The organism is Chitinophaga oryziterrae (assembly GCF_009758125.1).
Taxonomy (GTDB): domain Bacteria; phylum Bacteroidota; class Bacteroidia; order Chitinophagales; family Chitinophagaceae; genus Chitinophaga; species Chitinophaga oryziterrae.
The window spans coordinates 451371-468444 of record NZ_WRXO01000006.1; the positions used below are offsets into that span (position 1 = coordinate 451371).

Sequence of the window (17074 nt, forward strand, 5' to 3'; positions counted from 1 at the left end):
ATCCTATAATGCTACTAATCTCACATTAATGCAGCGATCCCACCTAAAAACAGTCTTTAAAGGCTTCTTATCCCTTGTTACTATTTATATTTTTTCCCTTTCACCTGCTTTGGCGCAGATGCGGCAGATGTACCTGGATACTGACGAAGATAACGATATCAGGAAAGTAAGTTTTTATTCGCCGAATGAGGGATATGTGGCTTTTGCGAATTGGATCGGCTATACGACTGACAGCGGCAGAACGTATACAAAGAAATTTATTACAGCCAGCGACGTCAATTACGGTAGCTATACGAACATCAATTTAACCTTCGGGTTTGGTATCCAGGGCGTGAAGGCCTTCGATAAGAACACCCTTATCGTATATGGAGATTATGGACTGGTACCATCTATTTTATATTCTGTCGATGGCGGAAATTCTTTTAAGCTGGTATTCTATTCACAGTATGATCCTTCACAACTGAGGACCGGGATAAAGGACATCGTTTTTCCTCAAAATGATAATATTGGCTATGCTGTCGACGCAGACCGTATTCTGAAGACGACAGATAAAGGATTGAACTGGTCTGTGCAGGCAACCCAGCCCGGCGCCTGGTTTGACCATCTCGAGGCGGTTGATAACAATAATGTAATTGCTATAAGTACCAACTATAATGCAAGCAGGCTATTAAAGACCAGCAATGGCGGAACGTCCTGGCTGTACATAACATTGCCTCAGACGGGCGTCCTCACCTACGCATATTTTCTGGACACCAACGTCGGGTGGTTAAGCATGAGTAGCGGGCAGTTTTATAAAACAATAAACGGGGGCCAGCAATGGATCCTTCAAAACGACGTTGACGCCACTCCCTTCAATTGCGATAAGATGCGATTTACCGACGTCAATACCGGCTATGCCCTTGTAGCTCCTTACCGGGTTTATAAAACAACAAACAGCGGCGTAACGTGGGAACCGCTCTCAAGGGAAAATAATTTCACTTACCTCGGTTATTCACATAATGACCTGCAGTGCCTTTCCTCAACACAGCTGTGGGCAGGTGGCGATCATGGATATCTGGAAATGACGACGAACGGCGGAGGAACCCCAATACCTGCTGCTTATTTTAAAACAGACACAACCGGAATGTATACAGCTGGCCACGTTCAACTATTGAATTTTTCCAAAACAGGATATCAATACCAATGGTTGGTTAATGGTTCATTGATAAGCACGGGCTATAACGCATCCTATATACATGATATCGTCAGGAGTGTTGATACAATACAATTGATCGTCTCTGCCGGAGGAGTTTCCGACACACTCACAAAATACCCGCAGTTTTATGCAGGGGGCATTCCCAAAGCCTCCTCCTATTATCCAAAATCGGGCAGTACAGGTACGTTCGTAACGATATCCGGTTCACAATTCTCCAATGTATCGGGTGTTTCGTTTGGTGGTACGCCTGCGGCTTCCTTTACTGTTTTGTCAGACACGGAGATGACTGCTGTCGTTGCCGGCGGCGCTACAGGAACCATCACGTTAAAGCAGTTTTATGGGAGCATTCCGGTTGGTGACTTCACGTATAATGCACCATCAGTTTCACCGCCTCCGGTAATCCAGACCGTCAGTCCCTCGGCGGGCGTGATAGGCACCACCGTAACAATCACCGGCAGCGGATTTAGTGCAACCCCTTCACAGAACAACGTTTTCTTTGGAACTGTTCCGGCACAGCTACAGTCGGTTTCTTCCGTGCAAATTGTATGTACTGTGCCTGTTGGGGCAAGCCTGGGTACCATTCAGGTGCTTAACAAAGACAATGGCCTTTCGGGAGAATCCTCATCCACGTTCAATGTGTCGTTCGCTGACAGCACTGAGAATTTTACACCTAATTCTTTTACCGAGGGCATTATTGTAAATAAAGGCGCGGGAATCCCCTCAGGCTTGCAGGGAAAAGACATCGACGGTGACGGAAAACCTGACCTGGTTTTAAATATAAGCGCAGCACAGGGCGATTCGCTAGCGGTTTACCGTAATACAACCAAAGGAGGGCGGCTTTCCTTTGCACCAAGAGTGAATGCCGGTTATATTTTCTACCCCGTATTCGGTGGTTTTGCTATAAACGATCTGGACGGCGACGGGCGTCCCGACGTTGTGATACCAACAAATGACAAGTTGGTAAAGGTGATTCGGAATGTAAGCAGTCCGGGCGTTGTTTCGTTTGACAAGGAATACCTGGTCCCCGCCGGAAAAGGCACCCAACAAGCGGTAATTGCGGATCTGGACAACGACGGGAAAAATGATATTGCAGTGACGTCATTTGGGGAATCTCTCATATCTGTAGTCAGGAATACAAGCGTGCCGGGCTCCCTGTCTTTTGGTGCCACACAGAATTTCAGTGCTTCAGGGACGGTTGTGGGGATCGCTGCCGGCGACCTGAACGGCGATGGGTTGAAAGATGTTGTCGCCTATCCCAATGGTAGCTCCACCGGTAGTATTTTATTGTTTCGGAATACCAGCATGCGGGGAAATATTTCTTTCGATTCATTTGTCAGTGTAAGCGTGCCGGGTGTTAGTTTTCAAGCTAGCTTTATTTCGATCGTTGATTTCGATAGGGACGGTAAATCGGATATTGTTATTTGCAATGACGATAATATCTGCATACTTCGAAACAATAGTACTATGGGGAACTTTTCCTTTTTGCCTCCTGTTGTCTTTGGTTTTGGAGGAAGCGGTGCTGGAGGATGTGTGTCAAATTTCAGCGGAAGTGTCAGACCTGATGTAATCCCTGCTGGTATAAGAGATAGACAGATCATCCTGGGAAAGAATACCTCCCTGCCCGGTACTCCCAAACTAGACAACATGGTATACGGACCCAGCGGTAACTCCGCCCGTATCTTTGCACGGTCAGTTGGGGCGGCGGATTTTGATGGGGATGGGAAACCTGACCTTGCTGCGTCAACCCTTTTGGATGCCAAACTTGTCGTTGTGTATAAAAATGCGGTCAATGTTCCGATCATCGCTCCTATGTGTACCGGTGCGCAAGGACATAACGCGCTGGCGTCCGATATCAGCGGAAACACTTATCAATGGCAGCAGGATACCGGCAGTGGGTTTACCAATGTCGTTCATAGTACCAACCTATACGACGAAACTACGTACATTCTGCAATTTGATAATACATCTGACTCGTGGAATGGGTATAAATACCGGTGCGTAGTAGATGGACGTTACAGCAGCACTTTTGTCCTGCAACTAAACTATAATGTCAGTCCCGGTTCAATCATTACAGCTACTGACACCACTTTCTGTCCTGGAACAAATGTAACCTTTACCGCAAACGACTCTACCGGCTATAAACATGATTATCTTTGGCAGTGGCAGATCAATGGAAAGAATACCGGCTATGTTTATGATAATACGCTTTCAACCAATACGCTGAAGGATCTGGACCAGGTGCGGGTGATTCTCATCTATATTGATGCTTGCGGCCTCGAACACAGAGATACCAGTAATGCTATAACCGTGCATGTAAATAGCTATCCTGCTTCTGTGCAGATAAGCGCATCCAACCTCGCGGCCTGTATGGGAACTCCCATTACATTTACAGCAACGCCTGTGAATCCTGGCAGCCTGCCGGTATATGACTGGAAGGTAAATAATGTATCTCAGGGGATAGATAATGGGATATTTACCAGCTCAGGCCTCAAAAAAAATGACCTCGTGCAGGTATTTATGAAAAGCGCTGCCACCTGTGCATATCCCAACCCTGCCCCGAGCAATGTGCTTACAATGGAGGTGGCGGATACGAGTGCGCTGTCCGTTAGCATATCAACCGCAACTTCTACCGTTTGTAACGGAACGGATGTGTTGTTTACAGCAACTCCAGGGAATGCCGGTCCTGTAGCCAGCTATCAGTGGACGGTTAACGGGATTGGCACAGGTACAAACGCAAACACGTTCAACAGTTCAACGCTGCAGGACAAGGACATCGTTCAGTGTGTGCTTACCAGTCCTAGTTCCTGTCGACTTCAGTATCAGGCAAACAGCGGTATAATTACAATGGCCGTGAACAGTCTCGTAATCCCATCCGTTTCTCTGTCGGCCAATGATACCTCTGTATGTGCCGGAAGTACAGTCGTCATTACAGCTCTTCCTGTGAACCCGGGTTCTGCACCTGTTTATCAATGGAAAAACAATGGAGTAATAATTGAAAATAATTCTCCGACCTATACCATCAGCGGGCTTATGAAAAATACAACGGTCTCTGTTTTGCTATGGAGTAGCGCTTCTTGCGCCAGCCCTGATAGTATCGCCAGCGCTCCTGTAATCATTACGGCCAATCCTGCACCCGATATCAGGATTTTCGGGGATACAGTAGTTGTTGTAGTAGGAGTTAAGAGCCATTTAACAGCTACCAGCTCCTATTCAGGCATGGATTTACAATATCAATGGCAGGATAGCACCCATTTACACACCTGGCAGGACATCAATGGAGCTGCCGGGACTACGATAGACTACGCACCAGTTAGAAGCGGCGATAAGATCAGATGTATAGGCAAGACCTATGCAGGTTGCATGGCTATAAGCAATCCAATTGCCATAAGTATTAATGTGCCTACATCTACACCCGGAACTCCGTCAGTCGGTACTGATTACCGCTGGTATCCCAATCCTGTAAGTTCAACGCTCTATATCCAGGACGAAAATCGACTTGACCAGATTTCCACGATTACTGTCTTCAGCACTTTAGGTACAAGGGTACTAATGATGAACAATACCGGCAGACAGGAAAAGATCACCATCAATGTGTCAATCCTGCCAAGTGGTGCGTACTTTGTAGAAACGAGAAGAAAATCTGGTAAAACGAGGTATTTTCAGTTCCTGAAAGTACCATAACGAACCGATGTTTCACAGTTAGCTTACTTGTATTTTCTATTAATAGCAACCTTTAAATCGTATATTGACAGGTTAGAAATTTATCCAACAGTGGCGAAGGAAAAGCTACTGTTAAACCGCAATTAATAACTAAAAGAAATAAGACACCGCTGACAGGGGATACCTAAACTGCCATAAATATCTGTGATGCCCTCTTCAGCAGAATTAAAGTAGCTAAAGGAATATAGCGTGTGACTATCACGCCTTTGTGGGCAAAAATCGCGGTTGATGAAGTTTTGTTTGAGTTCTTTACGATAGATAATTGGTAAAGGGAGACTACAATTTTTGCCATCCTTCAAAACCCTTGATAAGACTATACAGCAACATTATTTAGGCATCCTGAATTTCTTCGATAATAGAATGAACAGCGGAAGATATTAAAACAAGAAAAGCCGGAGATATAATCTCCGGCTTTTCGCCAAGTGCCCAGAACTGGAATACTATTGTTCTGGATACCAATGCGTTATGCTATCCGAGCGTCAAATAATTGTCTTAGAATTTCAATTTTGAAAAAGAGTGCTAGTTTTTCACACTTTCTAACTCTTTCTACCTGTCCAAACAAAGATAAGAAAATTAATCAATTTGTCAGCTTGCCAGAATTAGGTGTCTGGGTATTGGAATCTCGCACCTAATTATGCGAGATTTAGCGGGAATAGGTGAATTTACCTCAAATAAGTTAGAATAATATAATTAGAGTTCGAGGTTATTGGCATTTATGGTTAGTTGTATATTAAGGGGCGGATGAGTTGTTCCTCCTGGGTTCGGGTACGACTGAGAGTGGAGCTGGAAATTATTTGATAAGTGATCTATCGTATATTAATTTTATAATCCAGAGACATGTGCGCAAAAAGATTGCACACAGCGCGTTTAATTTTGTTGATGATATAACATTGTGAATTTTAAATGATTTTATAATGATTACTGGACAGACCACCACACGGTACCGTGGCGAGGCTTTTGATTGGCTTGAGGAAATCATGAAGAGTAGTTGGGATCAGAAGGAGTATTATGAAGGCTATATGGAGTTGTCTGAGACTTGGATACGTGAAAAAGCCAAGACGGCAAAGGAGGAACTCGAACGACTGGACAAGGAATATGCTTTTGAATTTGAGGAGTTGGGGGATGTTAATCAATTTGAGCGAAATAAACTGGGCGTGCTGGAAACCATTAATCCAAAGATCCTATATAACTCTTTGTTCCTAACTATATATACTTACTTAGAAGAAGTATTGCGGGAAATTTGTAAATCTCACTATTTAGATCACGACGATAAAATTATTCCCAGATACAAAAGGAATATAATTATTAACTACTATTCGATCATACAGAAATTTGGGGATTTTTCATCTTTAGAGCCGTTGTGGAAAGAAATTTTGCAGTTACGCGAGTGGAGAAATGATATTGTACACAATAAATATCCTAAACCTGTAATAACTAAGCAGATCGTGGCTGATCTTAACTTAACAATATGGGATTTCGTTTACGGCATTTATAAGTTGGTTGAATTGCCAGATGATCCGCCAACGAAGGCTCTTATTCCTAGAGTCTAATCCTTGAGCGTCAACTGGGCGAAAAACATGGGGAACGGATCACGACATCCCGAATCGAGCAGGAAGTAAGTGATTATTTCCCTTACTTCCTACTCGATTATACGATGTGTTAATCGCTTGATTTTACCTTTAATATCTCCCTTAATTTATGCGATTTGGCCAAATCTTCCAAGAATTGGTTCGATATGAAATCGGGAAGTTCAACAATTTATATATGCATTTTAGGTCACAAGGTGCCGTCCATATGGGAAGGGCCTTCTTGTGACCTTTTCCAATCAGCTATATCAAATACTAGAAGAGCTATCTGATAGATAGATTCAACTATTTCCTCTGCTTGTTCATCACTATAGTGTTCACATCCTGGGAAGGTTCTAAGCTCTTGTATAGTTAGCCTGCCCCTGTTTTCATCAAAATAAGAGTCCTGCCACTCGTCTGCATTATTTTTTACTACCATGTGTCTAGTTTTAATCTTGCAATATACCTTTTAACCTATTTCTTATTTAAGTCTAAAACATCTTTCAACTTATACAATTTTGCCAAATCTTCCAGAAATTGGTTCGATGTAAAATTGGTCAGGACACCCCGCATATCCGGCATTTATTATATTATTCTCCCTGATAATTTCCTGTTATGCATTTTTCTTGCACAAAATCATTTCTGCCATATTCCTGTTATGTGGCATTCTTTTCCTTACTGTTTTATCAGACACAAAATAGGTTGGCAGTCCCATTGTCTGGGCAATACCGGCGCGGACTTATATCATAGATATTATTAATCGGCCGTTATAGAAGACCGAAACCTTTTGCGGATTTATCTGTTATGAAAAACATGACTGAGGTATTTATTATTGCTCCTGTTATTTTGTTACTCATTGTACTCTTAGTTAATTACTATCGTGTCATATATCGATGGCTACTGCGTAATATAGTACGGCCATTATCGCCTGGATTCCCTATGTTCAGTCGTATTATACATAAAAATGATCTTTATAAGAAGACAGCCTTACCCTCTGTAAATATCTTACTAGCTAATACTAAAATGCTGGTCCTATCCGAAAATCAGCCTGATAGGATTCCCATTCATTTATACCTGCAAGAAATGGGAGTCCCAACCATTTTTTCAGTTAGTAGTCAGAATATATTAAATACATTGGATCATTTTAAGCCTGATGTGATCATTATGGAAATACCATTGCCTGATCTGGATGGCCTGGGAATGATAAAAGATATCCGGCAACACCCTGTGTCAACTCACCTACCATTAATTGCTATAGCTAACAGTATTTTTCCCGAAGCTGGAAGAAAGGCAATCGCTGCCGGGGCTGATGTCTGTTTATTTCATCCTATAGAACCAACACAGTTATTGGAAACGCTTAACCTACTTCTTGATTGTGGCGCCATTCCGATTTTTTCAGATCATAATATTTTCTAAACCCCATTGCCTGATTTAATTAACAAATTATAATAGAATTTACTTAGAAATACAATCAGGTTATTAAAGGGTTTCGTTAATACCGTTTTAAATTGCTGAGAGCAGGAGGTACTGAATGACATCAATAAAAATGGCTTATCCTAACCCGATGCCATAAAGCTCAACCAGTGAGTCCCCGTTTAAAAGTTAAAACTGTATGTTACCTTTTATGAAGAAGTGCAATTATATTTTGTATGTGGTTGAATGCCCTAATACCTAATGAATTAATCATGAAAATCACTTATTAACTCATCAATGCTGATCCAAACAATTCTCAAACGACATCATTTGAGTTTCTTATATGTAGGAACTATAATGCTTTTAGAAATTTCCCAGCTACTTTGAACAATTAAGGAGATTTTATATAATTTTTCCGTATCTTAATAATATAAGATAGTTTGTATCATCCCTCATGTAAACACTTGTTTGTCAATGAAATTCCCCGTCTCAAACTGGTTAAATGGGCTTATAGAAATTGGTATTACTCCTGAATGTGCTTCAGATACTAAGCGAAGCATAAGGTTGGTCAACACATTAAACATAGTCACTGGTTGTACTGCTTTAATTTTAGCTCCTGCCTTAGAATATGTGACTCATGAACCATTCACCCTGCCTGGAATGATAGAAGTATCTGGATTTGCCTTTTCTCTATACCTAAACTACAGACGGCGTTACTTCGCGGCATCGATCGTTATGTTATTAACGCAAACTTTGGCAGCGATTTATTTCGGAATTTTATTGGGTCAGGGTGTGACTATCAAAATACTGCTGAGTTCAATGATGATTACGTCAACATTTGTTTTCCAGGATCGCAGGGCACGTATTATTTCGCTCTTAGTGGGTATCGCTTCTATGTTTATCCTGAATCTCAATGAAAAATATCATTTTATGGTTCCCTGGTTTTTTGCCAGCGAAGATTATCTGCTCATACAGTTTTTAGCGGATGGGATTATTTGTGCGCTTACCTGGATTGTAGTTAATTCTTTTCATCGTATGTTGAAGCGCGCGAGTGAAAACAAAAGTAATTTTTTGCGGGAAACGAACCATGAAGTCAATAAGTCCTCTGATACGCTCAGAACAACCCTGGATAAATACCTACATGATGCTCCCTTAACCGGCCAGATTACCATGACAATAGAAGATCTTCGGGGGATTGATGCAGCTATTAAAAGCGTCTCTGAAATAGTCAAGAATGGATTAGATTTTACTAAAATTGAGGCCGGATTATCTGAGATTAAAATTAGTCTGTTTGAGATTCGCTTTCTGCTGGAAGAGATTCTACGTGAATACAGTGCTTCAGCAACTAAACATGGCGTATTGATACGTATCAATAATCTCACTGGCGTTCCCGATTGGATAGAATCAGACCGTCTAAAATTAAAAGCGATTCTTACCAATGTATTGTCCAATGCGATTAAGTTCAGTCATCTTGCTCAATCAACTGATTCATTGAATATGAATCAACCAACTGTTGATTTAAACATTAAGATGGACCAGGAAGTCCTGGTTATGGAGGTAGTTGATTATGGGGCAGGCATGAACCAGAAAAGGTTAGAATCGATCTTCTCTGGTTTATATGTCTCAGAAGAGAGTGGTTTAATGCAAGGCTATGGTGTTGGTATGGTGACAACTAAACACCTCGTTGATTTATTGGGCGGTTCTATTAAGGCAGTAAGCATCGAAGGAAAGGGCTCTACATTCACCATTGAAATACCGGTTAAGGTTCAGTCGCTTATTGTTAAAAAGCCAGTAAAAACTGCTCATCCCGAAAGTCAAACAAAGCCTTTTTTTATGGTGCCGAGATCCGTTCTAATAGTCGAGGATGATGCGGTAATGCGAAGCTGGGCAGTGCATTGCTTTGAACTATTGGGGTGTGCTAATAGAATGACTGCAGAGAATGCCAAACAAGGCATTATAAGGGCCAGGGTCGAAATACCAGATATGATTTTGATGGACGTTCGTTTGCCTGATGCCAATGGCCTGACCGTCATAAAAGAATTGCGTCGTAACCCTGATTTAAAAAACATTAGCATTATTGTTGTTTCGTCAGAGGATTCTGATTTGTTGCGAAATGAAGCCAAACAAGCTGGAGCCTCCAGTTTTTTGCTCAAGCCATTTAATGAGGCGGAATTGAAGTCTGCAATTATTAAAGCGAAAGAGATTCAAGTTTAACCTATAGCTGTTAATTTCTATACTGAAATCCATACCTATTCCCGTTGGCTTTGCTATTACATGGGAAATGCTTGCTGCATTATAATATATAAGGTTGGCGCTGTACTCTACTACGGAACCAAACCTCTATTATATGAACAAAGATTTAGCGTTACCGCTACCTCTGTATCCTTTTCCATCCCTGATCAGTCCTTTGTCTGAACAAATTGCTGCTGACACCGTAAAATGGATCGAAGAGGATTTTTGTTTTTTGAATGACAAGATGCAGTACAAGTATTGCAAAAGTAATTTTGGAAAGCTTAGTGCAAGATGCCTTCCCGATATGCCAGCCTACGAGCGTTTACAGATTGCTGCTAAGTTTATGCTATGGGGAACCATTTTCGATGATTATTTTGAGTTCAAACCGTTGGATGAGTTGGTATTGTTACACGATCGCGCGATGCAAATCCTCGAAGGCTCTGTCCCAACACAGACGGACTCTCCTTTCTTTCCTATTTTGGCTGGCATACGTGATTCACTTCAAGCGTTAATGCCTCCCTCCTGGTTAAAACGATTCTCCCGTAATGTGGGAATCTGGATTGCCAGCATGCAAGAGGAAGTGCCCTACAAAGGAATTATGCGGTTTCCCTCTCTGAGTAATTTTGAGTTACTCCGGGAAAAAACGATTGGCATTCAGGCGTATTTGGATTTAATTGAATTGCAATTAGGAGGCTGTTTGCCTGATGCAGTAATGCTCAGCCCCTACATGAAGGAATTGTACCGGCTGGTTTCCCGGATTTCGGCCTGGTGTAACGATTTCTTTTCCATTGAAAAGGATATTGATCGGGAACCTCTCAACCTCGTTTTAGTTTTACAACAAGAGCGTGGCTTACCCCTTCAGGAAGCTTATAATGACGCCTTTGTTATTCATAACCGGGATGTTGCTGAATTTATGACACTGCAGGCGGCAGTTCCTGATTTTGGGTCTTATACAGCGGATGTAAAACGTTTCGTCTATTATCTTGGCATAATGATCCAGGGACAAAATGATTGGTATCAAATTGATACCCTGCGCTACAAGCAGGGGGGCTTTCCTGAAAAGGGGAATTTTTGACGACAGTTACATCAGTTAGAAAAATGAAACCTGCTATATCCCGGCTAATGGCCGGGGTATAGTTTTTTGATGTTTAATAGGATGTCGGATTATGGAATGGTACTCCTTATAAAAAAGGGAAGTGGCATTTTGCCACTTCCTTTATAGATGGGTTAGTAATTATGAAGTAGTAGACAGCTTTTACTTATTGCGCTAATTCGATGTATTTATTTGAATTACTTTTTTTTGTCTTGTTAGCATTTGTTCCCATAAACAATATTGCCGTTATGATGAAAGGATATTTGATAAGTAATCGGTATACACGCAATTTGAATATTTAGATCATTGTTTTGCGCAGATACATTGCGTACCCTCATTATAATTTTATAAAACATACTGAAATAATATAGAGGAAAACGCCCCTTAATTAGTTGTTTGATACTTTACGCATTAAGCCTCTCGCTGATACGATTAGCTTGATTTAGCCTCGATAGGTATTAAAGAATCTAAAAGCAAAAGATGGGACTTCAATTTAAAAGATTTAATATATCACTATTTCAAAATAAGTAGAAATGCGTATTTTTTGACCAATAACATTGGATTAACGTATTCTATAAAAACATTGTCTATTTTAGTTCAATGAATATTTAATAACCCCTATCAACCTACAATCATGGGACAATTTCTAAAAACTTTTTATGTGCTTCCTTTCAGGAGAACGTTATTAAAATGTTTAATACATTCTAGTATTATATAGGCGTTTGGGAGCCCTGGGGGCATTAGATTATGATTTTGTATACTAAGGATCAGCCGTAGAATTTCTAACTTTTTACCCCTCACTGAATGAAACAATTTATACCCCTCATTATTGTGTTGTGCATCTGTTCCAACCTTGCAAATGCCCAGGATAGTACCCTTGAACACTTACCTAAAAAGTATTTATCTCAGGTTGAACATAAGTCCAGAAGATTTGAAGAACAGATTGATAAACGCACTGATAAAGCATTAGCACGATTAATAAAACAGGAACAGAAAATGAAATCCAGACTCTGGAAAATTGATTCTGTAGGTGCTAAAACAATTTTCAATTCATCTCTTACGAGAATCGCAGACTTAAAAAAAGGACTGCAATCTAAGCTGCCAGCAGGGGGAGACGCTTACCTGGATACATTACAGCACACCTTAAAGTTCCTGGGACAAGCCGGTAATACTACAAGCCAGTTGACCAACACGATGCAAAGCGTGCAGCAATTACAGGGAAAATTACAGTATAGTGAACAGGTTAAAAATTACATCAATCAACGCAAGCAGATGCTGAAGGAGCAACTGGCACAATACACAGGGTTTACGAAAGATTTGCAAAAGATCAATAAAGAGGCATATTATTACGGAGAGCAACTAAAGGAATATAAATCTGTCTACAGTGATCCAAAGAAGGCAGAAGTAAAGGCCATGGCTTTGTTAAAGAAACTACCTGCTTATAATGATTTTATCAGTAAGCATTCGCAACTGGCAGGGTTATTTAATCTGGCAGGCGGCTATAACGATACCCGCAGCCTGGAAGGCTTACAGACCAGAACCCAGGTAGAACAACTGGTGCAACAACGAATAGGTAGTAGTCCTGATGCGGGACAGGTAATTAGTCAACAGATGGAACAAGCCAGGTCCCGGTTTAATGAATTGAAAAGTAAATACCCCGCGTTGAACAGTGCAGCGGATATGCCGGATTTTAGGCCCAGGGAGATGAAGACGAAAACATTCTTCCAAAGGCTTGAGCCAGGCGGAAACATCCAGTTTCAGAAATCTAATCAATACTTCCCCACTACAGCAGATATAGCCGCTCAAATTGCCTATAAGTTGAATAAGAACGGCAGCGCCGGTATTGGATTGTCCTATAAACTGGGCATGGGCTCCGGCTGGAATCATATAGCATTCAGTCATCAGGGAGTAGGGTTACGAACCTTCGGGGACTACAAGCTCAAAGGTACATTCTTTATAAACGCCGGCTTCGAAGGCAACCGCAACACTGGTTTCAAATACCTCAGTGAACTAAAACACTGGAATGGATGGACAACATCCGCCCTTGCCGGTATCAGCAAGAAATATAAGATCAATACGAAATTGAAGGGAAATATCATGTTGCTGTATGATTTCCTGGCCCCCCGACAATTACCCAAAACAGATAATATCAAACTCAGAATAGGTTACTCATTATAAGTCCGCATACCTCAACACCCCATCATTTTATGAAAAAGTTATTTCTATTCCTTTCACTATTTATTGTCATGCATACGCATGCCCAGATGCAAACCGGCACTGTTACCCAAAATCTGATTGACGTCAGCACGAAGTCGCCCGATGTGGCGAGTCTTGGGAAATTCGGAAATATCCCTGTCAGTTATGCGACGGGTGTGCCTTCGATCAACATTCCCGTTTATGAGATTAATGTGGGAAAAATCAAACTACCGCTATCGCTGGATTATCATGCTGGTGGCATTCGTGTGGGCGAAATATCCTCAAGTGTGGGAATAGGATGGGTTTTGTCCGGGATAGGAGTCATTTCCCGGCAGGTAGTAGGTATTCCTGATGAAGATGGTAGTGCCGGGTTATTTCTGGCTCCTAATCCTGACTCAGTATTGCTCGATCCTTATACCAATTTTCAATATCTTTTTGATGTACAAAGAGGGTTTGCTGATAATGAACCCGATCAGTTTTCTTACTCAATAAATGGGGAAAGTGGAAAATTCACTTTCCGGCGTAATGGCACAATTATACAGGAGCCGGTGTCCAATAACAAGATTTCCTACGCAGGTTCATACTTTACAATTACTGACCAGGATGGGGTGGTATATATATTCGGATTGAAGATGAATAACGACATGTCACTATCAGGTGGTACAAGGAGTTATACTGCTGCCTGGCGACTGACAAAAATGGTGGATGCCAATTCTACAGATACGATCTTTTTCAATTATGAATATGCTTGTAATCCTGTTTATCAAAAGAATTATAATTATTCTCATTATTTAGGTGGCGCTTTTCCAGGGTGTAATAATAGTGCTGATATTTTTAAAAATGAGGAGACCACTACTTATCAACTCGGAACTTTATTTGAAGCCTATCCCAAAGAAATCAGGTGGCGTGGGGGTAAAATATCCTTTATCAATACCTGTGACAGAGCAGATGTGGCAGGTGCGGCTATGCGACTAACAGAAGCGGATGTATATGCAAACCAGGAAGGTACCCTGAAACAAGTCAAACGCATGGTGCTGTATCAATCTTATTTTAATAGTAATGGTACCGGTTATGCTTTCGCCAATGCGACCGCCGACCAGAAAAAAAGATTGCGACTTGATTCGGTAGGCTTGCTGTCAGTCAGCGGAACTATACCTCCACAAACCTACCGTATGACCTATGATACGACATTAATGGCCCCCCGTGAATCCTGTGCACAAGACAGATGGGGCCACAATAATGGTGCATTTGACAATGCAGGTCTCATTCCAACACAAAGTGTTTCCTGGATAAATACTTATTATACTATTGGCAATGCAAACAGGAATACTGATTCTACCTTTATGAAAGCCTGCACCATTACCTCTATTCAATATCCTACAAAAGGTAAAACAGTATTTGAATTTGAGCCCCATGCATTTATCCATAGAGAAATGCAAAGCCAGCCATATAATGCTTCCCTATATTGTACAGGAGGTGTACAATCTTCTGATACTGCTTATTTCAGTGTGACAGCAAATGATCTTTATTTTAAATATGGTTTCTTCTTACCAGCATTTACATCAGGACAGGTAACCGACAGACCGCGAATTATACTGAAAGACCTCACGAGTAATACAGAGGTTGTTAATACAGCTACTCCGCCCGGGCAGGAAAGCAGCAGTTATTCGCTGACTAATATTGAACTCCTTCTTACCACAGGGCATAATTATTCATTTACGATGAATACTTATAGCACCAGTTCCAATATTTCGGCATCGGCTTCTATTACCTGGACAAAAAATACTGGGTATGCAGATATAAGAAGAATTGGTGGAGGGTTGAGAATAAAGACGCTTACTAATTATGATGACAATGGAAAGATAGTAAGTAAAGAGAAGTATGAATATGCTGGTGGTGTCATGCTCACAGATATGTATTATCAGGATCTGAATGTTGAACAGATATTTCCCCGAAATGGTAGTGTCGTTAATCCTGCCGTATGTTTTTACACGTTTTCGCAACTACCTCCCGGTTATGTCCTTATTTTTCATGGCAATAGTGTAATCCCCACTTCTCAATGTAATGGCAGTCCTTTACTCTATAGTAACGTAACAAAATACCAGATAGATAGCGCAGGGAATGCAAATGGGAAAATAGATTATGGTTATACCATATATCCTGATATGCGTAGTGCTATTGAAGAATACGCAACTGTAGGTCCGCTTACCTTTAACACGAGGGGTGGCCCTTATCTTAGTTCATACACATGGAAAAACAATTTTCTTTCTTATGAAAACACTTTTAAAAGTACTTCATCAGGGTATAAGAAAATTAATAGTAAAGTGTATGATTACCGGGATTACAGAGATAGCGTAGAACATCGTCTTAAAATAAAGGTTAAATATTTAACGACTTGCTGTCTGGAACAACATATAGATTCAGTAGATGCGTTGAGTGATTTTTATTTAACTGTTATAGATCAGCCAACAGGTGTTATGTTGTTAAGAAGTACGTCGGATACTACCTGGGACGACTTTGGCAATAAAATATATACCAATCAGCAATATGAATACAATGATACTACCCATACTTATCCTACGTTGATAAGAAGTTTTACCAGTACCGGTGATACTATTTCAGTGCTGTCCAAATATCCTCATGACCTGGCAGCGGCTGGAAATGTGTATCAGAAAATGATGACCAGAAATATTGTTTCCCCTTTAGTACAGCAGGTGAAGAAGAAAAACAGGGTACAACTTTCTTTGACTAACATCAATTATACAGATGTGAATAGTAACAGTAAGTTACTATTACCTCAAACAATAGATGAACAGATCAGCAATTATCCTATAGAAACAAAACTCAGGTTTAACAAGTTTGATCTCTATGGAAATATCCAGGAACAACAGAAAGACAGCGATATCAGGCAAAGTTATGTGTGGGGATATGATACGCTCTATCCAATCGCTACTGTGACAAACGCCGCACAAAACGAAATTGCCCATACCAGCTTTGAACCGGATGCGGCGGGTTACTGGACGATTCCATCTGCTACAAGAGATGTCACGCAGGGAATTACGGGGCGACAATCTTATGCGTTAAGTAATGGATCAGTATCGCGAACAGGGCTTACTACTACTAAATCTTACATCGTTTCTTATTGGAGTAAGAGCAGCACTGCTACTGTTAATGGGACTACAGCCACATCCTCTTATAATAAAAATGGCTGGTATTATTACGAACATACAATCGCTGCCGGAGCATCCTCAATAACGGTCAGTGGCAGTGTAACAATTGATGAATTGCGTCTATATCCCACGGATGCACAAATGAACACCTTTACTTACGATCCGCAGGTAGGAATGACTACGCAATGTGATGCTGATAACCGGATCTCTTATTTTGAATACGATGGTTTTAACAGGTTGAAGCTGGTCCGGGATGTGGACCGTAATATCCTCAAAACCTACGAATACCGGTACAAACAATAATCAGTTAACCTGTATAACCTCATTAGTCATGCATAAGCAAAATAACATTTTCCATATAGGCAAGTCAAAGGTCTTCTTATTGATGGCCATGTTGTGTATGATTTGCCAGTCAGTCTTTTCTATTTCCGGGGATAGCACTACTACCCGGTTCTTTACGATTGGTTCTATTAGTCCGACCAGTCAAACT

General features: G+C 41.1%; 8 protein-coding genes. 7 read left to right on the plus strand and 1 reads right to left on the minus strand.

Features of this window, described 5'->3' with window-relative positions:
- Positions 1-28 precede the first annotated feature (28 nt).
- Both GO495_RS21555 and GO495_RS21560 read left to right on the plus strand, forming a co-directional pair.
- Entirely contained in the window at positions 29-4876 is a 4848-nt protein-coding gene (locus tag GO495_RS21555; RefSeq protein WP_157301795.1) for an FG-GAP-like repeat-containing protein, read from the plus strand.
- 953 nt (positions 4877-5829) lie between these two features.
- Positions 5830-6465, plus strand: coding sequence for a hypothetical protein (locus GO495_RS21560; protein WP_157301796.1), 636 nt, complete (start codon positions 5830-5832; stop codon positions 6463-6465).
- A 226-nt stretch (positions 6466-6691) separates the two neighbouring features.
- Here the strand turns inward: GO495_RS21560 and GO495_RS21565 are convergent, their stop codons facing one another.
- A complete protein-coding gene (locus tag GO495_RS21565) occupies positions 6692-6919 on the minus strand; it encodes a hypothetical protein (protein WP_157301797.1) in 228 nt (75 codons plus the stop codon).
- A 374-nt stretch (positions 6920-7293) separates the two neighbouring features.
- Here GO495_RS21565 and GO495_RS21570 point away from each other — a divergent pair, with 374 nt between their 5' ends.
- The 5 genes from GO495_RS21570 (at position 7294) to GO495_RS21590 (ending at position 16887) form a co-directional block, all read left to right on the plus strand.
- Entirely contained in the window at positions 7294-7896 is a 603-nt protein-coding gene (locus GO495_RS21570; RefSeq protein ID WP_157301798.1) for a response regulator, read from the plus strand.
- Between the two features lie 471 nt (positions 7897-8367).
- A complete protein-coding gene (locus GO495_RS21575; RefSeq protein WP_157301799.1) occupies positions 8368-10107 on the plus strand; it encodes a hybrid sensor histidine kinase/response regulator in 1740 nt (579 codons plus the stop codon).
- A gap of 133 nt (positions 10108-10240) precedes the next feature.
- Positions 10241-11200, plus strand: a complete 960-nt coding sequence (locus GO495_RS21580; protein WP_157301800.1) for a terpene synthase family protein — start codon at positions 10241-10243, stop codon at positions 11198-11200.
- A gap of 822 nt (positions 11201-12022) precedes the next feature.
- Positions 12023-13396 (plus strand): hypothetical protein, encoded by a 1374-nt coding sequence (locus GO495_RS21585; RefSeq protein ID WP_157301801.1) that lies wholly within the window; start codon positions 12023-12025, stop codon positions 13394-13396.
- Between the two features lie 29 nt (positions 13397-13425).
- Positions 13426-16887, plus strand: coding sequence for an RHS repeat domain-containing protein (locus GO495_RS21590; RefSeq protein ID WP_157301802.1), 3462 nt, complete (start codon positions 13426-13428; stop codon positions 16885-16887).
- Positions 16888-17074 lie beyond the last annotated feature (187 nt).